The sequence below is a fragment of the Candidatus Nitrospira bockiana genome, assembly GCF_965152565.1.
This window is the reverse complement of record NZ_OZ224215.1, coordinates 2449339-2469886: the sequence shown is the minus strand read 5'-3', so window position 1 is coordinate 2469886 and position 20548 is coordinate 2449339. Positions and strand designations below refer to the sequence as shown.

Genomic DNA, 20548 nt, shown 5'->3' with positions numbered 1-20548 from the left:
GCTCCGCGCGGTGCGCCGCTTAAACTCGCTGCGTCCGAGCTTCACTGAACGCAGCGTCGAACAGTAAGCGGCTTCCTCCCCGCGCTTACGCTGAGCGGTTTGCCACCCCGCTCTGATGGCGCTCCACCGCTGCCCCTATCCCGGCTGCGAGAAAGGAGATGGTGATTTTGAGATAGGTTCTATTTTCCATTGCCCACAGCGCGCTCGCCGCAAACAGCCAAGTATGCGTCAGGCTCTCACACTTGGCGACGAATGCTCGAACCTCTCTTAGGTATTCGGTCAGTTGAGCCGAGCGTTCTTTTTGATCCACCTAAAAACACCTGAGAGCTCGCCGCTTCCTGAAGTCTAACGCTTCAGTTGCAGCGGCGGGCAGCGGACCGTCCGCTGCAACCGGTTGTTATTCCGTTCGTCGTCTCTCATCGGTTCTCGGATTGTTTCTTAATAGTCTTTGCCAGCTCCTTCTGGTTCCACGGGACGACGGGGATCTTGTGGTCGGTCACGGCCTTGGGGAGGCGCTCTGGAGGGGTGTCTCCCTTATGCATCGCCATGACGCCTTTACCCATGGCTATGCTCTCCCGGATTTCCCAATCGACCCACTTGCTGTCGGCTGTCTTGTTGGAGACGTACACGACAGTAACCGAGCACTGCCGTATGCGCTCCCTAATCCCACGCTTGATGTACTCGGCCTTTTTGCTATCAAACGGTTCTTGGAGGGACCAATCGTTGAACTCGATATCCGAATTCTGATTCTTGGCCTGCCCCCGCAACATGTTCACATCGTTCAGGTCTTCCTGGACGAAGCTGATGAATACGTTGCACTTTCCGCTCGTGTCTGGATCTTTCATAGACTTCTTGGCCCTCTGCTCCAAGGCTCTCAATTCGTCCGGCGTCAATCCCCGGCCGCCGCCGCCACCACCCATGATTAGCTCCTCTTTTCCGCGTTTATGATTTCCACACACGCCACACAGATTCCGCAGGGTGTGTCGCCCCCGGAATGGCACGAGTATGTCTCGGTCAATCCACGGGCTTGGGCCATTGCTAAAACGTCACTCTTGGAAAACTCGATCAGCGGCGTAAGTACCCTTATGCGTCTACCTATCGCCGTTTCAATCATGGCCTCGCACGCTTTGACGAATTCTTGTGTTTGATCGGGAAACAAATGCTGGGCCGGATCGAGGAGCCCAATGGCCACGCCGTTCGCCTGAACTCTGAATGCGTACGCTGCTCCGGCCAACACGAACAAGAGGTTTCTACCGGGCAAGAAGGCGTCCTCATTGATCCTCAGAAGCGGGTCGGTTATCCCGCTCGGGATCGTTTTGCCAAATCCCGACAGATCCATTCGCGTGACGGATGGCAGGCCATGTTTCTCGTGCAGCCGCTTGCAAGCCTCCCATTCCTTGGCTGCCCCAAGTTGTCCGTAGTCCACAAAGAGGGGGAATAGTTCAACACCTTCCTCTTGAGCCAACAGGCTCATAAGGGTGGAATCGAAGCCGCCGGATACGAGCGTGACTATTCCCACGTCTTCTGTTCCTCCTTGGCAACCTTCACGACGACCCATACGGCAAGGTCGAAGCGGTCGGGCGTATATCCGAACGAATAGGCGTGCTCCATAAAGGCGTCTTCGAGCGCTTCGTACTTCCGCACGGAGGGAACTGACGTCATGGGCGCTTCGGTCAAACCAACCCAGTTCATGTAGGTCAAAACATGGATGTCCAAGACCGCAACGTGCGCGGTGTACCCGATATTCCGCAGAAAGAGACTAGCCTGCTTGGGTCCCAATCCCGATACTTCCAAAGCCAAGCGGCGACGTGCATCCCGAATGTCACGCGAACCTTCTAAGAACGACCGGAGGGTGTCCTTACTCTTATATACCCGTTCGGCCGCTCGCCGTATTTGGTTCGCTCGAACTCGAAAGAACGGATAGCGATTCCGGTCGCCCTGAATGCCTCTCCCGGACAGGACTGCACTGATATCCTGCTCGTATTGTTCGAAGCGTGATGACCTTCGATGCTCACAGAACAAGCGCCTCCTCTCCATCCGTTCCACAGCGGAGTGAGCTACCTCAAACCGAACCCGGCTTCCCAAAATACAGGCGACAAGCTCGCGCCAGAGATGGTCTTCGGTCATGGTGGTCCAGCAAGTCGGCTGGTGGCATTTCCCTTCCAGCGCGAAACATACCTCTCGAATGGCATTGTTTATGGCAGGAAGCGGAATCCGCGTTACGGTCATATCACTCGCCTCCCTTGATGGCGTTCATGAGTAGCGATGCTTGCTTTGCAGGGGCGTAGCGCCGCAGAAACGTCTCTGCCGTATCCTTCATCAAGACTTCGCGTAGGTCCGCCATGAATATCTGATAGAACTCCAGGTTGTGCATCAACGCCGATTGGATATATGGCAACGCACCGTTATTTCCCCAGTCGGTCTGGTCTTTGAACAAATCCCAGTGCTGGAAGTGGGACAGTCTCCCGCTTTCATGGTCCACGACCGTTTGACACCACTCCAGCCCGTCGAAACTGTCCGCGCCAGCCATAGCGTAGACCGCGATGGAAAGGGGGTTCCCAGTTCCCAATAAATGCAAGGGGCAATAGAAACCCAGCTCGTCGAGCGCTTTCCGAAGTCGTCTCACGGTTTGCGTCCGCGCGATAATGCCGTCCCCAAGCGCGCGCTCCGGGACCGCGAGCAACACCGGGCACAATTCCTTGACAACCATTCGTGCAGCAGCAGGAAGCAAATCTGTCGGCCCATGGATGATCGGCGCGACCGTGCCAAGGGCATGCTCTTGGTCGCGTAGGACGCTCGAAATAACGCCCTCGGCGATGGCCTCCGCTATGCTCGGCGGCTCCTGATTGTCGTAACAGAAGCACAAATGGTGTTCGCTTTCCTTCGCCACTTCATGAAAGCGGTCGGGCGTCCAAGTCAGTTCACCCTTCCAGAACCCTTCATAGTTCCCGCTATCCATCAGTATCGCGGTGCCCCGACCCTTGCTTCGGGTAAGGGCTGCATTCATGCGGGAGCGCTGTTCCAGCGGGCAGTTGGCAATGTCATAAGCTGAAGCGAGGAAGAGCGGGTGTCCGGCGGCGTCCAGGAGTTCAACATAATCGACCGGCCTCAGATTGGTCTTCACGCTGGATACCGACGGAAAGAAACTCGGCAGCGAGATAAGTGCCTGCCTGACGGACAGGTCAAATGTGCGTCTCTGTGCCATGGCTTCTTCCTCTGTTAGCACATCGTTCTCCGGCCAACTTATGCGCCGTCAATTGCCTTCTTGTTAGCGACGACACGACCGCCAGGCTATGTTTAGCCACGGGGTTGCCGTGCTGTTCTTGAATCAGCTCCGGCCCTTTTTGAAAGGCGGACGTCCCGGCGAGCACACCACATGGTGTGCTCGCGGGATATTGAGTTTTCAGCCTGCTCGACAAGCTGCGCGAACGCATCTTCGCTTGCTTGGTTGCTGGCGATGGTCTCGATCTCTTCCAATTCCTGTGCTGCAAGAGCATAAGATTGCGCCAGTTCGTCGTGGCGCTTCATTTGGCTCCACGCTGCCATTGCAGCGGCACAGGTAGTGATGATGGGAATAGGGTTGATCCCCATCCCGCCGGACGCGGCCTGAATGATGGCAAGTATTACGACAACTACCTGAAGAAGGGCGATTGCCCAGAACCATTTGGCGCCATTATTGGCGTTCGACTTCGCTTTTTTGGCGTACCACATTTTCTGCTCGTGAATCCTGGCGCTGGTATAGAAGCCCCGACGTTCTTCCAGCGAGGAACATCGCTTTCCTTTCATGAATTCCGTAATTGCCGATCCATCGGCATTCATTACCGCAGCGAGGTATTTTCCCAGATGTGGCCTTGCCTCGCGGATTTCCTTGAGATCGACTAGGAAAAGGGTCTCGGCACTGCTGTCCTCATGGAAAGGATGAGCCCTCATCATGAATCGCCAAGTAACGGTCTTTACGGATTCGGCGACGGCGCGGCCGTCAAACCATATCTTGTCGTCTTGCCTTGCACGCATTGCCCATAGAAGCAGGAGGCCGACAACAAGTACTATCGCCAGCCCGGTGTAGAGATAGGTATTCACGGCCTGCAACCCAATGGCGGTAAATCCGCTCGTTGCGCTCCCCAACACGAGAGAGCCAAGGTAGGTTTTGTGAAGAGAAAGATATGTGCGTTGCGCCTTGAGTGACGCAGCATCCGCGCAACGGTAGAGAGAGGGGTAATTGTCATTGGTCATCACCGCTGTCATTTCTTCTTCCGCGCTAATACCGCCTCCTGCTCGCCGAGGCGCAAAGCGCCGAGGGAACCGCAAGCGGGTGAAGCCAGGTTGCAACGGTCGGGTTCACGCGACAGTTAGGTTACAGAGAAATAGCGCGTTCCTCGGCGTACACCCTCTGTTCGTAACTGTGGGCCAACAAGTGGGTGAACCACAACCTTCGCCACGTCGATGGATACGCCAAGAAGGGAGGCAATATCATTGATCTTCAGGCCCTCTGATTCTTTGACAATCTTCAATGCCTGCTCGCGGAGAGTAGAGAGCTGGTCTTCCACATTGTGCGCTGGCTGAATAGGAAATTCTTGCGTCAGAATTTTTTCGACACCTGCCTGGAGTTCAGCAAAGGAAGTGTACTGAATTCGATCGAGGCCCCGAAGGTCAGCTGGCACTTCGTTCGCGGAGTGCTGCTTTGGATTGGCTACGATGTAAGCCTTTTCGTTCAGGCCGTAAGCCAACCCTAATTCCAGCGTCACGTTGGCGTTCCAGGCCGAAATATCATAGATGCCACAGCGCGACGATCGAATGTAGTCTGCAATTTTTTGAAGTATGTGCAACGTGGTGATTTTTTCATCAGCAAAAACGAAGGTAACGTTGAAGGCCTTTGCAAGGTCTTTAAACGGCCGCCGATAATCAGCCGTTGGGTAGAGCGTATAGGGGTACGCCACGAAGACCTGGCGAGGGTTACGCGTCGGGTTCGGAAGACCGGTCGCGACAACCGATTGTGCTATTGGGTCCGCCACTTGCGTTTACCTCCCTGTACAATCTAATGCTGCGGTAAGCTGAGCGCTAAGCGCGTCCGCTCGACTGCGAAGTTATGGGTCATGCCACTATTGACAAAGGTCATCGAACTTCCGGGCGAACGCCTCTTGAAGTACCGTATCCGAGACAAGGGCGTCGGCATATGATGCAATAAACGCTTCTAGGGCCCCCTGGAAGTTATCGCGGTAGACGATTCGCTGGCGACGGTCGATCACGGCTCCGGTCGGCCCCTGAGCCCACACTCTCCATCCACCCTTGGTTCGAGCCTCGTGCAGAAGCCCGCATCTTACGCCCGCATAGAAGTCGAGGGCGAGTGGGCCATCGAAATCCTTCGAAAAGGGCACCCGCTTAACGAGAAAACTGACAAAGACGTCGCGGCTCGATGAGTATTCGTGCAGTCCAAGCGTCTCGCCGTGCCGAAGGTGACGGTACCTGATACCTTGAACGGTGGATTCGAGGAACTCGATTAAGGTGCATTGGATCGCGAGGATCGAGAATCCCTCGCCTTGGAACGTCCCGTGCTCCTGGAGCACCTTGATGGGGTTAAAGTATCGAAGCTGGAGGCGCGTCTGAAAAAAGTCGACGAAAGCTTGTCGCCATCGTTGGGGAGACCCTCCCACGACGAGAGTCGCGCGGAGAGCGTTCCAATCGTCGACAGTTTTCCAGCCGGCGATCAGACCGCTCCCTCTACTCATCACGCATAACGTTCTGTTGTGCCGTCAATGTACGAAAAAGGGTCGGCAGTCTTAATCGGGGGCCATTGCATTCGATTATGACTCCCGACCCCATTATTTTCTCCCACGGAGCGCGTCGGACCACTCAAACAGCCGTTCGCCGATCAATCCGAGGTCCCTCATCTTCTTCAGCGACGCCCTGAGGTTTCGCTCTTCAACTCCGAATACCGAACACACCCCCTCCAGCGTCTTGCGGCACATGATCGCGGACGCGGTAAATACTTGCATTCGGTAGCATGCATATGCCTCATCGAAGGCAGCCCCCGGTGGACGCGGGCGCGCTTGGATTCACTCTGACATCGGTTTGCGGAAACATAAGAAAGGGCCTTCCCCATTTGTCGCCCTCCACCATGTTTCCTTCATTTGTCTGTCGTACGAGTATCGGCGAGGAGCAGATTGTGCAGGCGAGGAGGGTATAGCGGCAAGATGGCCCCAGACCATCAAAGTGACGCCAGTGCGATCCAGTCTCTTTCGCTTCCACGAATTGACAGCACTCAGAGCATTCGACAATCATAGCTATTTCCCTTGAGCGCCTAAAACTGCGCTTGAGCTGCGAGCGGCGCTCCGGGTGGCCAAGCGCCGGTCATCAGTTCCAAGCGCTTGTTAGGCGCCGCCCTCTCGAACCACCGGCTCTTGCTTAATTGCCAACTCCTTCGGCCTGGTAGGATCTTCATCGGAGGGCTGTGCCGCCTTTCTCCCGAAGCTAGCGGGATCCTTTGCCGTGCACATTGATTCCACGACATTTCAAGACTCCTCGATGATCCGAGATCCTCGTAGAATGCATGCTTAGGAAGATAGGCTGTGACCGCACGCTGCTCGTGGGCCTTGAAATCGAATGCTTGCTCGATTGGGTCGGCCATTACTCGGATGCTACCTCCATGCTCGACCGGCGCCTAACGCCGGAAAGGCAAGCTGACTCGCGGGTCGAGATATTGTCAAATGTTGTGGATTGAGGTGATTAGGCGGCGACCTTTCCTGTGTTCTTCTCTGACTGTTCTTCCTCTCGCTCGACTTGCTGCCCATCCTTGAACACACGCCCCGCCCGGACCAACGGCAGCAGCTCATGGGCATCGAGCCGGCGCCACGATTGCTGCGCCGCCTCCAGCAGCTTGAACGCCATTGTCAGGCCCGCGGTCCGCGAGCCAGCCCCCTTGGTGACACGCGTCCGGAGCTTCACCGTAGCGAACGTCGATTCAATCGGGTTGGTCGTCCGAATATGTTTCCAGTGGGCCGCCGGGAACTCGAAATGGGTCAGGAGCCGAGCGACATCGGTGGTCAGGGAGTTCACGGCTTTCGGATACTTCGCCGCATAATCCTGGGCGAACCGGTCGATCGCCTGCTCGCAGGCGGCCCGGGTGTCCGCATACATCATGTCGTGCAAGGCGCGCTTGGCCTGGGGCTGCAGCCGGGTGGGGAGCTTGTCCAACACATTGGCGATGCGATGGACCCAGCACCGCTGCTCCCGTGTCTCGGGCCAGACCTCGCGCACGGCGGCCCAGAACCCCAGTGCCCCGTCCCCGATGGCCAACGCGGGGGCCCGCATCCCCCGGCGTTTGAGGTCTCGCAGCACGGTGAGCCAACTCTCGGTGCTCTCGCGATAGCCGTCCTCGATCGCGATCACCTCTTTCGTCCCATCGGGGCGGACGCCCACCACGACTAAGGCCGCCAAGCGATCATCTTCCAGCCGAATGGTGAAATGCACCCCGTCTACCCAGATATAGATGAAGTCGCGATCCGCCAGGGGGCGCTCACGCCACTGGTCATAGTCGGTCCGCCAGGTCGCCGTCAGGCGTGTGATCGCGCTGGGCGAGAGCCCCGCCGCATCGGCGCCGAGCAGCACCGGAAGCGCCTCCCGGAAATCCCCGGTGGAGAGCCCATGGAGATAGAGCAGCGGCAGGACCGCGCTGACCTGCGGCGAGCGACGCAGGTACGGCGGGAGAATCGCACTGGTGAACTTTTGTCGGGTCCCATGCAGCACGCGTTGATCATTCACCCGCGGCGCTCGAATCGTGACCGTCCCCGCGCCCACCGTCACGCGCCGAGGCTGGGCCTGCCCATTGCGGACCACCAACGCATGGCCGCGGCTGTCGCGCGCCTCGTGGTGCTGCCGCCGGTATTCCTCCACTTCGACTTCCAACGCCGCCAGGATCATGCGGCGGGCGCCCTCGCGGGCCAAGGCATCCAGCGCCGTGGCCACCTCCGGCTCCTGCTCTTGTGCTCCCGTGGTCGTTCGGACTATCGTCATCATCGGCGTGCCTTTCCCCGGCCTGCCAGCCGGTGTGTGGGTTCGTGTTCACCCGGAAAGGTACGCCACCTCTCTCACCCCGTTCCACAACTTCCGACTATAGCTCTCGCGGGTCAGTTCGAATGACCTGTTCGGCTGCCCGTAGCTTCCACCACACACCACACACTGACCGATATCGCGCCCAGTAGGGAAGAAAAGGGATCGGGATGAGCTAGCCCGGGTTTGACGGACACCTCAACGGGCCGCGCAGCGGACCGTCTGCTGTAACCGGTTGTTAGACATCGTACCCAAGTTGCTTGTAGATCTCGCTCTTGTAATACCAGTCTTGATTGCGGTTGCCCTTGTAGTGCTCGAGCGCATAGGCCACGATGTTCGGCGAGAAGGGGACGAAGATTGCGCCCACATTCATCAGAACGGTCGGGCATCGGTCGTCGATGGTCCTCGAGCCGTTCAGGTTGATTCCGATAAGAGTGCAGCCCTTCTCGATGGCTACCTCAGCTTCCCAGGGCACGAACTTCCGCTGGAACTTGGTATCCTCTCCGATCAGCATGGCGTACGTCCCCGCCATGTCAATTCGCTCTCGAAGGCAACGCCTTACGTAGGCCTCGTCATCCGAGCGAACGGCGTCTGGTAGTTGACAGTCGGTGAAGTTGAAGTCGATGCGCTGGTTCTGCTTCCACGCCTGCATCAGGCGGTAGTAATGGATATCGGTACTGCTGAAGCCGACGAATGTACGCGGCAGGCCCATTATTTGCACTCCTCCGGTTGCTGCAACCGCTTCTCGATCCGACGACCTGGTTCGACCATCAGGGAAAAGTAGGTACCCCGGATTGTGCCTTCGATCCGCTCGACGAACTCGCGGCGGTTCGAGCTGTCTCGCCGGATGAGTAAGGGCCGACGCGATTCAGATACATGAACCGCTCAGACTTGAGCTGCTCGGCGACGAGGCGGAACTTCTCCCACTTGGCCCAGTAGTCCTGGAACTCCTCGAGTTGGTATGTCCCGAGCACGATGGTTGAAAGCACAAGGGCAAGGATACCCCATCCAGGCCTTGTATTCCTCGGGCACGGGGAAGGCCAAGGCGATGGTCATTGTGGTCAGAATTGCAGGCAATCGCTGTGAGCTTGAGCCAATGATAGGCTTTCTGGTTATGGATAGCATCGAGTCGAAATAGGCCAGTTGGTCCTCGACTCGGTTCTTCATGTAGTCGTCAAAATCAGAATCGGCCATGTCTCGTTCCTGAACAATGTCTAACGCTCACGCTCACCCGCGGCCCTGCCGGAGCGGCGAAGCTGCGGAGGCATGGACCTCGGGTGCAGCGTGCTGTTAGAGCGCATCGGCAACCGACCACCCCTGATGCGTTAGATCAAAGACCTCATCCTTGTAGCCGCGGGCCACCACAAGGCCATTCTCGATTAGTTCATTCAGCGCGTTCTCCCATTTCGCTGCCTCGCGACCACGCTCTCCACCGAACTGCTGGCCGCCTGCTTGAATCACGCGCCCACCCATGTAGGCGATCTTTAGGATGGTGCCGTCTTCTTTCTGTGCTGCCGCTTTCAACAATATCCGAGCCTCGTTGGTCAAAGACAACTTCTGTCCCACTTCGTGGGAATTTGCCACCGCGATCGCTTGATCGTCGGGCTGCTCCCTTACCAAACCCTGCAAGTAGCGGTTGTTGATCAGACAGAGTTGTAGCTGCTTTGCGAACTTTTCTTTGAACTGACGAGGGTTGTCGAATGATTCAACAAGGCCGCGGGGCTTTAGTTTCTCCTTAAAAGCTTGCAACTCGGCAAACTGATTCGCGTCGATGCTTTGCGGAGCAACGGGTTGGGACGAAAAATAGATCATAGCCGGCTTGCCGGCTGCAACATGTGCCTCGATCTCCTCAACAGTGCCGCTTTTTGCTTTTCCGGTCGGAGTTCCAAGTCGTGTCCAGAAAACTCCGACCAGGAGGTCACAATCCTTCAAGAGCCTCGAATTAATAAGGTCTTGAGGCCTCGCACCTAACTCCGGCGACGAATGCGTTTCCCACCCTACAGGGCTCAGCACCACTTTGGATGCCGACGCGTTTACGTCATTCCAGTCGTGGATGACTGATCGAACAATATCTCTTTCCTCTGCAACGTCCCCAGGAGAGGCGATGATCACGGGGATAACGAGTGCTCTGTATGCCAAGAGAAGTCTCCAGTCTGCGCTCTAACTATCCATTTAAATGCGCTGCCACACGGACCCTGATGCTGGCCCTATTCCTGACAGAGTTCTGGCCCTCTGTAGAGCGAAAGTTCAGGCGAATATCCCTACTTACCAAACTTCTGTCAAGCACAGCCACGGGGACACACTGCCAGGTGCGCAGCCTATCTCCCTATTGGCCCGCAGGGGCCAGAAAAAGGTGTCCGGAACCATTTCTGGCGTGGCTCTTAGGTAAGCCAAGAGCCGCCTAGAGACCTTTCACAGGCCTGTTCCAATATTCGTTCGAACCCGCTGTATTCCCCTTCATTTCAGACCTTGAGTTATTCAGCCTTGCGCCATCAGCTCAGGAAATGGTTCCTGACACCTTTTTCTCCCCCCGGCCTCATTCATCACTCCGATCAAGGCGCGCAATACAGCGCGCTTCTGTATCAACGGCAGCTCGCCGAAGTCGGCATCACGCCGAGTATGAGCCGGAAGGGCAACTGCTATGACAACGCGGTGGCCGAGAGCTTCTTCAGTACGTTGAAAAACGAGCTCGTGCATCACCAGACGTATCACACGCGGGACGAAGCCAGTCGGGACATCTTTGCGTTTATTGAAGGGTTCTATAATCGCCAGCGGCTCCATCAAAGCCTGGGCTATCTGAGCCCACTGGCATTCGAGCGTCAAACCCGGGCCAGCTCAACCCGACCCCTTTTCATCCCCTCTTCTGTCCACTCCGTCCCCGGGTCAGGGAGTTCTTGCCGAGCGGGTCGCAGAATGACGGTCGCATCGGAATCGCGGACATTACATTCCGCGCGCTGTGACCCGGGAACGTCGGGGCGTCCGGACTCGGTTCCTGCGGCGTTTCCTGCAGCGGCCACTCTGCGGGAATGACGCCCGTCTCGCATCCCCGCCCCGGCGGACAGCAGCCGCCGACCGCCTGACCGCACGCCCGCGCCGCATATAACGCGGCGCGGGCGACTCCCGTCTGCCCGCCCGAGAGAATCTTAGTGAGCGTCGCCATGCGAGGTTGGAAATTGGATGGATCACACGGGTTCGAAAAATCCAAACACTATTTGAGGAAAAGGACTGCACGCTTCATACTTCGGAACCGTTCTTCCTCCCCCCGTTGCCGCTTTCTTCATGCGCGAGTGCAACGTCCATTTCTGATCGGAACGCAACTATGCGCCCTTCACGAAGGCACTGGAAAAACGTATCAATGTTCTTAGGCGTTAGAAAATTGAACTGGTATCGAATCGGGCTACCCGCTTCTTCCAACTGCTTGTTCACTCGCTTGAAGTGTTCAATGGCGTATTCGTTCTTCTTCCTGTTTTCCTCCGACGGGTCGCGCAACTCGCCGTTATCCTTGATCTCCACAACCAGAATCAGATTACCGGTCTTAATGAAAAAGTCAGGACTGAACTTGCCGCGCTTCGGATGCTCGCCTTTTTTCCATGCGTAGTCGATTTCGTAGAACCGGATCGCCGTGGATTTAATCCAGGCATCGAAATAGCGCAAGTTAGTTGGTTTGATCAGATTGTTGACAAATTTCTTCTCAGCATCTGAATCTGCGATGACAGCGCTCAGCGGTGTTTTAAAGTCGTGCCGATTCTGAATCGTGACGCACTTGTAGCCGCTTCCCGGCTCGGCAACCTCGTCAAAGAACTCCACTTGTTCTTCTTTGAGACTGTCCCGTGTCCAGTCAGTGACGTAGATCGTCTTGTCGCGTCGCAGCTCGGCCGCAGTAACGCTGTCGCGTTGCCGTTGGCGGGTGGAGATGACGTGAAACCGAGTTGGAATTGGCATGTAGCGGACATTTTCGGAGGTTTTGCGCCTTAGCGTCCCTAGCGATTGTAGGAATTTTTGTTTCATCGCTTCGGTAGCGACTTTCATATCGCGCCGGGCCAATGATGCCTTCACGATCTTTTCCAGTCGCTCAACGGGGTAGTTGTCCGTGTAAATGGTTCGCATGCGCAGGTCGGGGTCCTCCGGGTCTTGCGCCTCCTCCAGCCGTTGATACATCGCAACCGCGATTTCACGCGGTGTATAGGTCTTGTGCCGAACGGTCGTCTCCCATCGTGTCTTTTCGCCGCCACCCGCTCGCTCGAACGTCACCTCCACATCCTTCGCCACGACGTCCGCCATCAAATCCACGAAGCCCTTCGCAAAAAGGGTGTACTCCTTGCTCATCGGCTTCTTCACCGACGTTGGCTGGAGCGTGTAGTCAATGTTGTGCAGGTCAAAGTGGAATGGCGAGTCCTCGAGGATCCCTGACGAGAGCCGCTTCTCGAATTCCAGAACCTCCGCCACCAGATGCCGAATGCTGTCTGCCCATTTGACGTGATTGAATACCGTCACCGTTGGCTGCGTGCCTTCCCATCTCAGAGGAATTCGCAATCCACGTCCGAGCACTTGGGCGATTAGAAGTTTGCTGTCAAACGCTCGCTCCTCGTGCGGCACAATCTGGAACACCCGCTTCACGTCCCAACCTTCATTAAGCATGGAGACGGCGACAATCCATTCGACTTTGCTGCCCGCCGTATCCACGAGGCCGAGTCGTCGAACGTCAGGCGCATTGTTATAAACGACCAACACTCGTGCGTCGGCGGTCTCCGGCTTGATCCGGTCCGTCTCGATGAGGAACTCCTTCAATTCCTCCGCCACTTCCTGGCAGCGTTTGATCGTCGGCGTGACGATGATTGTCAGCGGCAGAATCTTGCGGGCTTTGAGTTTGCGCTTTGTTTCCTCGTGCCGGTTGCGAATCAACTGCCATTTCTCGTCTGGGTCACCGGCTTCGGTCATTTCGACTGCGTAATCCACCCGCTTCACGTAACGCTCTTCCTGCGCCTTCAGCAGCGAATACCGGTAGATCACATCGGCAAAATAATCGTTCTTTACGTAACACGTTCCTGACACGCCCAAGACGTATCGGAAGCCGTAGCCTTCGTCGGCCAAGAACTCCTTCCACTTCTTAACCCTACCGGCCGGCTCGTTGGCGACGTGGTGCGCTTCGTCGTTCAACACAGCCACGCGCGCGCCCTTCCCGTACAGCCCCTCCCGGATGGACGAACCGACGTGTTCCAGAATCGCGTGGTAGTTTTCGACGCAAACCGCGCCCTCGGTGATGCTTTCTCGCGCGTTAATGATGCGCGGCGTGGAAATCTTCGCGCCTTCGGGCAACAAGTCGCGCAAGTCGGAGGTGCCGGCTAGGTCGCGGAACTTCTCTAGCAAACCGCTCTCAATCGTTGTGGATGGGCACAGCACCAACACTCGGTCCACCGCGCCTTCGGCCAAAAGAATCGCTGCCACGCCATACAGCACGTAGCTCTTGCCGGTCGCAGTGGCGAGGTCGAGGGAAGCTGACAGCTTATCCGGCAACTGGAGGTGCTGTTCCATGCCGGCCCACGAACCGTACCGATCTTCCAACACGGGGTTTTGCTCGAAGTTTTCTTTTGCCAGTTCCCGCAAGTCCGCGTACTCGCCCCCGAGCAAGAACCGCAAGGCTGTCCGAATCGCTTCCTTCTGGTACTCCCGGTCGCCGCACAGTTCGTCAATGAACGCTTCGTACCGGCTCTCATCCCACTTCGCCCGATCCACATTCGGGCTCACCTTGAGCACCAAGTCTTCGTTACGAAACTGTTGTCGGTCCGCGTTGCGTGGCATGGCTACGCTTTAACCGCCTTCGGTGTTTTGCGAGCGGCCTTGCCGGCCCTCAGTCCGAATTTCTCCCGCGCGATTACTTCCCTGGCCTCGTTTCCGTGAATGTCAATGAACACCGCCATGACTCGTGATCCCAGAGGCTCGACAGGAAACCATGCTTCCCAAGATGTCTCTTCCAGTTGGTGTGCGTAGAACACGGTGTCCAAGTCGAACACCTCGCCGTCGTAGTCGAAATCGAGCATAAGCATAGAAAAACTCTCCAGCCCGCCATGCGTATCTTCGCCGCGCAACCGTGCGTAGCTTTGGAAGCTCTTCACCTTCAAAGAGGCTTCTTCGAGCAATTGCCCCTTCCGCTTCTTCACCGCCACCGACCAGTCCACCTTCGGTGGACGGATGAAATCGAACCCGACCGCATCCACAGTCTCGTTCACTGCCGTTTCGTGGTTCGGCTGCCTTAACGCTGTGAAATCGCGGTGATGCAATTCGTTGATAATGGAGTACGGAATCCGGAGCGCGTAATACCGAATACCTTCGAGATCAATGTAGTCCTGCTGGAAGTCGAACACACCGCGCGGTGCGATGACGAAGAACTTCCGTCCGATCTTGTTCCGAAGCGCCGCGTGGATATCCTGAATGGTTTCCTCATCAATGCGCTTGCCGGGATTTTCGTGGTGGTTGAACACCAGCACGCTCGCACCCTTGAGCTTGCCGTCCAATTTCAGACCGCCGATGGTATGCGGCTCGTCCTTGCACCCGAATAGTTGCAGCGCGAAAAACCGCCAGTCGGTCCACGGTAGCGTTTTGAGCGTCGAGAAGTCGTACAGCCCGGCGTTGTACAGCCTGAACGGCTTGCACTCCAGCTTTGGTCCCGTATTGCCGATTTCCCTGCGCAAGTTCAGAAGGCGCTTCTGCATCGTGTAAATGGACAGCTTCCCGCAATCAATTCCAATCCACCTCCGCTTCAACTTTTCGGCGACTGCCAGCGTCGTTCCCGACCCGGCGAACGCGTCCATGACTACATCGCCCTCCTCGGTGATGAAGTCGATGATCTGGTCCAGAAGCTTTTCGTTTTTTTCCGTCGGGTACTTCGTGCTGTTGCTGTAGACTGGTATCCCTGTCCAGATTGTATCCGCGACTCGGTCTTCCGCGGGCGCGCGCCAATACTGGGGCTTCCCGTCCTCAGGACTGCGGCGAACGAACTCCAGCTTGCCCCCAGTATCCCTCCAGTATTCCGCCAGCGTGCGGCCGCCGCCTTCCTTCAGAAACCTGTCGTGGTTCGCCACGGCGCGCGTTGCTCGCTCCTCTTCCCATACCCATTGGCCCGTTTCGGGTTTAATCCCGAAGAGCCTGTACCTCATCGTGGGCCGATCCGCAGTGCTCCAGAAGTGATGCCAGTGGCCTTCCGGGTTTCCCTTGTCATGCTTTTCAACCCACAGGGTCGAAACCTTGCTCTTGGCGCTTGCGCTGTACCAGAACAGGTTGTCGTGGCGCACGTTCAGCCTGGTGACGCGTTTGAATTGCTGTTGGAGGTTTTTCGAGGCCCGACCGGGTAGGATTATCTCGTTCCGAAAATTATGCTCTCCGAAGATCTCGTCCATCAGGCCCTTGATGTAGTGCCCCTTCCTGTAATCGACATGGACGAAGATGTGACCATCCGCCGCCATGAGCTCTCGCAGCATGACAAGTCGCTTCCGCAGAAACTCCAGGAAGCGGGCGCCGGCCATCTTGTCCTGATACGCTTTCTCGTCCTCGGATCCCCCGAAATCCTGCTTCGTCGCGAATGGCGGGTCTATGTAGACCAGCCGCACTCCGGGCGTGCCGTCTGCATTGCAGAGCTTGCTGGCCTTTTTCATTTCCAGCAGCGACTTCATGACTTGCAGGTTGTCGCCGAAGATCAGCATGTTGTGCCATTCGCTGCTGCCGTTGCCACCGTTCTTGCCAAACGTGCGGACGGCTTGCAGCGGCACGGCCAGTGTGTCGGCCAGAATGTCCTCCTCGCGCTCCTTGCCGTGGTACACCAGTTCGTATTCGCGCTTTTCGGGAGGGAACAAGATGCGCGCCCATTCCGGCGAGAGTTCCTCGCCCGCTTCGAGCCGGCGGATGATTTCCTGTCGTTCTTCGGGTGTCATGCAATTACGTACCTTTCGTGGGCGTCGGCGCCAGGGTTTCCAGACATAACTCGTCCAGAAGCCCGGTATCGGCAAAACTGTAGTGCTCGTTCCGCGCGACAATCACATGGTCGAGCACCTTGACGCCGATCGGATGACACGCCGCGATCAAATCGCGCGTGAGCAGCTTGTCGGACTCGCTGGGCTTGGCAGTACCAGACGGATGGTTGTGCCCGGCAACCAACGCCGACGCGTTCGTCCGCAGCGCATGGGCGATGATGGTGCGGAGGTGTGGGCGCACGGTGTCCACCGTACCTTGCGCGATCAGCGAGTCATCCAGCAGCCGCCCCACGCGATTCAGAAACACTACGCGGAAATGTTCCTCGGCAAGACTGCGCAACCGAATCCTGAAATAGTCCGCAGCCTGGCGGGTGTTCTTGACGTATGTCTCCTCGGGCGTCTCGGGCAACGCCGCCCGTCGTCCGAGTTCAAGCGCTGCTTGAAGTTGAGCGATTTTTGCTGTGCCCAAACCTTTTATCCCGCCCCACGCGGCCAGTGGCGCATTCATCATCGCCTGGAGAGACCCAAACTGTTTCACCAGTTCCTGTCCCAATACAACGGCGCTTTTCCCGCGCACACCAACCCGGAGCAGAATCGCGAGTAGTTCTACATCCGTCACGCTTTGCGCCCCCCGGGATAACAGCCGCTCACGTGGGCGCTCGCTTTTCGGCCACGCCACAATGCCGTTCGATCTACGAGCGTTTCTGCGGCTCACAGTCAACCTTTAGCAGCATAGCTATTATTAAATGACCTGCCACACGGACCCTGATGCTGGCTCCTATTCCTGAAAGAGTTCTGGCCTCTGTAGAGCGAAAGTTTTGACGAATATCCTCACTTACGAAACTTCTGTCAAGCACGGCCCACGGGGAAACGCTGGCAGGTGCGCAGCCTACCTCATATTGGTCCGCAGCCTCTTTCTGTTCATCGACGGGAAGACCTCGGTCGTCCCCAAGAAGCCGGACCACTGTATCTTGCCTTGCCTTGCCGACTCCGTACCCTCGACGGCGCGGTATTTGACATGCCCTGCCCTTCCGACTAGAATCCCGCTCCGAGGTTCTCCACTTGCCTGCCCAGTCATTCGTTCATCTTCACCTGCATACGCAGTACAGCTTGCTCGACGGCGCCAACCAGCTCGAGCCGCTCGTCCAGCAGGTCAAACGCTTCGACATGCCCGCGGTCGCGATGACGGACCACGGCAATCTGTTCGGCGCCGTCGAGTTCTATCAGAAAGCCCGTGCGGGCGGCGTGAAGCCGATCATCGGGTGCGAGGCCTACATGGCGCCCGGGCACCGTACGAGCAAGGACAGCGCGCTGGCTCACAACGACTACTACCATCTGATCCTGCTGGCCACGAACCTGACCGGGTATCAGAACTTGATCAAGCTCGTCAGCAAGGCCTACCTCGAAGGCTTCTACTACAAGCCGCGGATGGATAAAGAGCTGCTCCAGCAGCACCATGAGGGGTTGATCGCGCTCTCAGGCTGCCTCAGCGGGGAAGTGCCCTATCTGATCGGCCAGAAAGACATGGCCGGCGCGATACGGGCGGCCGGCGAGTACCGGGAGATCTTCGGGAAGGACCATTATTATCTGGAGGTCCAAGCCAACGGGCTCGAGCATCAACGGATCGCGAACGCCGGCCTGGTCGAGATCCACAAGAAGCTGGGGATCCCGCTGGTCGGGACGAACGACTGTCACTATTTGAAGAAGGAGGACGCTCGGCCGCACGACGTCATGCTCTGCCTCCAAACGGGCAAGACGCTGAACGATCCGAATCGCATGAAGTTCGACACGGATCAGCTCTACGTGAAGTCGCCGGAAGAGATGATCGCCGCCTTCGCCGAGCTGCCGGACGCGGTCCGCAATACCGTTCGGATCGCCGACCAGTGCGACCTGTCGCTCGCCTTCAACAAGACCTACCTGCCCGCCTACCGGGTGCCTGAGGGCTACACGCGCGAGAGCTACCTCGAGGAACTCGCCACCCGAGGATTGGCGGCGCGACTCGCGGAACATCCGAGCGGCATCCCTGTCGAGGTCTATCAGCTCCGCTTGAAAGAAGAGCTCGCGGTCATCCTCACGATGGGCTACGCCGGCTACTTCCTGATCGTGTGGGACATCATCAATTTCGCCCGTTCACGAGGGATTCCGGTCGGGCCGGGGCGCGGCTCGGCGGCCGGCAGTCTGGTCGCCTATGCCCTGCGGATCACGGACCTCGATCCGCTCGTCTACGGGCTGCTCTTCGAGCGGTTCCTGAATCCCGAGCGCATCTCGCTCCCGGATATCGACATGGACTTCTGCATGGACCGGCGGGGCGAGGTGATCAATTACGTCATCGACAAATACGGCGAGGACCACGTCTGCCAGATCATCACGTTCGGGACGCTGGGGGCGAAGGCGGCGATCCGCGACGTGGGGCGCGTGCTCGAAATCCCCTACGCCGAGGTGGATCGCGTCGCCAAGCTCGTGCCCAACCAGCTCAACATCACGCTCGATGAGGCGATGGACCACGAGCCGCGCCTGCGGGAATTGGTCGAGACGGACGCCAAGATCAACGAGTTGATGAGCATCGCGAAGTCGCTCGAGGGTTTGGCTCGCCATGCCTCGACTCACGCCGCCGGCGTCGTCATTTCTCAGGAGCCGTTGACGGACCACGTCCCGCTGTACAAGGGCGCCAACGACGAAATCGTCACGCAGTACTCCATGACGGACGTCGAGAAGATCGGACTGGTGAAGTTCGACTTCCTGGGGCTGAAGACGCTCACGATGATCCACCACGCCGTGCGGCTCATCAACGAGCGGGCCCGGCGTGAAGGCGCCTCCCCGCTCGACCTGGCGACGGTCGCGCTCGACGATCGGGCGACGTACGAGCTCCTGGCTTCGGGCCGCACGACCGGGATCTTCCAGTTGGAAAGCCCCGGCATGCGGAACCTGCTGGTCCGGATCAAACCCGAACGCTTCGAGGACCTCATCGCGATCTTGGCGCTCTATCGGCCGGGACCGCTCGAAAGCGGGATGGTGGACGACTTCATCAAGCGTAAGCGCGACCCCTCGCAGATCGCCTACGACCCGCCGGCGCTGGAGCCGATCCTCAAGGACACCTACGGCGTGATCGTCTATCAAGAGCAGGTCATGGCCATCGCGAACAAGATCGCCGGGTTCTCCCTGGGACAAGCCGACCTATTGCGCCGCGCCATGGGCAAGAAGAAGCCCGAGGAGATGGAGAAGCAGAAGGCGCAGTTCATCGAGGGGGCGAAGAAGAACCACTACTCCGAAAAGAAAGCGGAGAAGCTCTTCGACCTCATGGCGTTTTTCGCCGGGTACGGCTTCAACAAGTCCCACTCGGCCGCCTATGCGCTCGTGACCTATCACACCGCCTACCTCAAGGCCCACCACCCGACGGAGTTCATGGCGGCCTTGATGACGAACGACATGGGGAACGCGGACAAGATGGTCGGCTATTTCACGGAGTGCCGCGACCTCGGGATTCGAATCCTGCCGCCGGACGTGAACGAGAGTCATACGACGTTCACCGTCGTCGACGGCGGGATCCGTTTCGGCCTCGCCGCGATCAAGAACGTCGGCGAAGGGGCGGTGGAGTCGATCATCGCCGCCCGGAACGAGGGCGGGCGTTTCCGCTCCTTCTACGACTTTTGTCACCGGATCGATCTGCACAAGGTGAACAAGCGGGTGCTGGAAGGGCTGATCAAGACCGGCGCCTTCGATTCGACCGGGGCGAAGCGCTCGCAGTTGGCGGCGGTCCTCGATCTCACGCTGGAGGACGCGGCGGCCGCGCAGAGGCAGCGGGAGCGGGGCCAAACCAATATGTTCGGCGACGTTCACGGCGCCGACCAGCCGGTCTCGGTCGCCGACCCGCCGTTGCCACCCCTGCCGGAATGGGACATCGCCGAACGGCTCAAGCTCGAGCGCGAGTTGACCGGCTTCTACATCACCGGGCACCCGTTGGCCCGCTACGAAGCCATCATCGAGCGCTTCGCCACGGCGAAATGCGATGCGCTTGCCGAGCTGTCCGACGGGCGGGAAACGAAGGTCTGCGGCATCGTCAAAACCGTCAAGGCCATGACCACCAAGAAGGGCGACCGCATGGCCTATTTTACAATTGAGGACCTTCATGGCATGATTGAGGTCATTGCCTTCCCGGATCTCTACAAGTCCGCGGGCTCCTTGATCGTTCCGGACAGTTTGATCCGTGTGACCGGGACCGTGGATCGGGCGGAGAAGGGCACCCGGCTCAAAGGCATCAAAGTGGAATCCCTGACCGAGCTGCAAACGAAGGGCATCACCCGCGTCAACGTGCGGATCACCGACCAGAGTGGAACGGGGACGCGCCTGCCGCAATTGCGCCAGGTGTTCGAGCGCCATCCCGGGCATGCCTCCATTTCCTTGACCTTCCGTCTCGCCGATCTCGAAGCGGAGACCTCCCCCCTCCCCAACCTGACCGTCTCACCCAGCGAGAGCTTCATCGCCGAGGTGGAAGAGGTCTTGGGCAAAGGGGTGGTGGCGCTGCAGTAACCATCCGAGGG

At 58.0% G+C, this 20548-nt stretch carries 17 protein-coding genes and 1 pseudogene; 2 read left to right on the top strand and 16 right to left on the bottom strand.

The window, feature by feature from the left end; translation table 11 throughout:
* Window positions 1-85 precede the first annotated feature (85 nt).
* The 12 genes from ACWHYV_RS12180 to ACWHYV_RS12125 form a co-directional block, all read right to left on the bottom strand.
* A complete protein-coding gene (locus tag ACWHYV_RS12180) occupies window positions 86-310 on the bottom strand; it encodes a hypothetical protein (protein ID WP_447976763.1) in 225 nt (74 codons plus the stop codon).
* A gap of 106 nt (window positions 311-416) precedes the next feature.
* Window positions 417-920: a TIR domain-containing protein gene (locus tag ACWHYV_RS12175; RefSeq protein ID WP_447976762.1), complete on the bottom strand. Its 504-nt coding sequence runs from the start codon at window positions 918-920 to the stop codon at window positions 417-419.
* Between the two features lie 2 nt (window positions 921-922).
* Entirely contained in the window at window positions 923-1519 is a 597-nt protein-coding gene (locus ACWHYV_RS12170) for a 7-cyano-7-deazaguanine synthase (RefSeq protein WP_447976761.1), read from the bottom strand.
* Window positions 1510-2127, bottom strand: coding sequence for an 8-oxoguanine DNA glycosylase (locus tag ACWHYV_RS12165; protein ID WP_447980720.1), 618 nt, complete (start codon window positions 2125-2127; stop codon window positions 1510-1512). The genes ACWHYV_RS12170 and ACWHYV_RS12165 overlap by 10 nt, the downstream gene beginning before the upstream one ends.
* Before the next feature lie 103 nt (window positions 2128-2230).
* Window positions 2231-3205, bottom strand: a complete 975-nt coding sequence (locus ACWHYV_RS12160; protein WP_447976760.1) for a hypothetical protein — start codon at window positions 3203-3205, stop codon at window positions 2231-2233.
* A gap of 92 nt (window positions 3206-3297) precedes the next feature.
* Window positions 3298-4245 carry a DUF4231 domain-containing protein gene (locus ACWHYV_RS12155; protein ID WP_447976759.1) on the bottom strand — a complete coding sequence of 316 codons (948 nt, stop codon included), beginning with the start codon at window positions 4243-4245 and terminating at the stop codon, window positions 3298-3300.
* 104 nt (window positions 4246-4349) lie between these two features.
* On the bottom strand, window positions 4350-5012 hold the full coding sequence (locus ACWHYV_RS12150) for a hypothetical protein (protein WP_447976758.1): 663 nt from the start codon (window positions 5010-5012) through the stop codon (window positions 4350-4352).
* 807 nt (window positions 5013-5819) lie between these two features.
* Window positions 5820-5966 carry a DUF4145 domain-containing protein gene (locus ACWHYV_RS12145; protein ID WP_447980719.1) on the bottom strand — a complete coding sequence of 49 codons (147 nt, stop codon included), beginning with the start codon at window positions 5964-5966 and terminating at the stop codon, window positions 5820-5822.
* 757 nt (window positions 5967-6723) lie between these two features.
* Window positions 6724-8013 (bottom strand): IS256 family transposase, encoded by a 1290-nt coding sequence (locus tag ACWHYV_RS12140; RefSeq protein WP_447976757.1) that lies wholly within the window; start codon window positions 8011-8013, stop codon window positions 6724-6726.
* Window positions 8014-8284: 271 nt separating this feature from the next.
* Window positions 8285-8758: a TIR domain-containing protein gene (locus ACWHYV_RS12135; protein WP_447976756.1), complete on the bottom strand. Its 474-nt coding sequence runs from the start codon at window positions 8756-8758 to the stop codon at window positions 8285-8287.
* Window positions 8759-8816: 58 nt separating this feature from the next.
* Window positions 8817-9020, bottom strand: coding sequence for a DUF4231 domain-containing protein (locus ACWHYV_RS12130; RefSeq protein ID WP_447980718.1), 204 nt, complete (start codon window positions 9018-9020; stop codon window positions 8817-8819).
* 316 nt (window positions 9021-9336) lie between these two features.
* Complete coding sequence (locus ACWHYV_RS12125; RefSeq protein WP_447976755.1) at window positions 9337-10185, bottom strand: hypothetical protein; 849 nt, start codon at window positions 10183-10185, stop codon at window positions 9337-9339.
* Window positions 10186-10578: 393 nt separating this feature from the next.
* Here ACWHYV_RS12125 and ACWHYV_RS12120 point away from each other — a divergent pair.
* Window positions 10579-10866, top strand: a pseudogene (locus ACWHYV_RS12120) (integrase core domain-containing protein); the annotation flags it as partial.
* 31 nt (window positions 10867-10897) lie between these two features.
* Here the strand turns inward: ACWHYV_RS12120 and ACWHYV_RS12115 are convergent.
* The 4 genes from ACWHYV_RS12115 to radC form a co-directional block, all read right to left on the bottom strand.
* Window positions 10898-11206 (bottom strand): YpsA SLOG family protein, encoded by a 309-nt coding sequence (locus ACWHYV_RS12115; RefSeq protein WP_447976754.1) that lies wholly within the window; start codon window positions 11204-11206, stop codon window positions 10898-10900.
* Window positions 11207-11280: 74 nt separating this feature from the next.
* Window positions 11281-13845, bottom strand: a complete 2565-nt coding sequence (locus tag ACWHYV_RS12110) for a DEAD/DEAH box helicase family protein (RefSeq protein WP_447976753.1) — start codon at window positions 13843-13845, stop codon at window positions 11281-11283.
* 2 nt (window positions 13846-13847) lie between these two features.
* A complete protein-coding gene (locus ACWHYV_RS12105) occupies window positions 13848-15971 on the bottom strand; it encodes a DNA methyltransferase (RefSeq protein ID WP_447976752.1) in 2124 nt (707 codons plus the stop codon).
* A 4-nt stretch (window positions 15972-15975) separates the two neighbouring features.
* Window positions 15976-16689 carry a RadC family protein gene (radC, locus tag ACWHYV_RS12100; protein ID WP_447976751.1) on the bottom strand — a complete coding sequence of 238 codons (714 nt, stop codon included), beginning with the start codon at window positions 16687-16689 and terminating at the stop codon, window positions 15976-15978.
* A gap of 383 nt (window positions 16690-17072) precedes the next feature.
* Between radC and dnaE the strand changes: the two genes are divergently transcribed.
* The gene (dnaE, locus tag ACWHYV_RS12095; RefSeq protein WP_447976750.1) at window positions 17073-20537 is read left to right on the top strand and encodes a DNA polymerase III subunit alpha; all 3465 of its coding nucleotides are present in this window, start codon (window positions 17073-17075) and stop codon (window positions 20535-20537) included.
* Window positions 20538-20548: the final 11 nt, after the last annotated feature.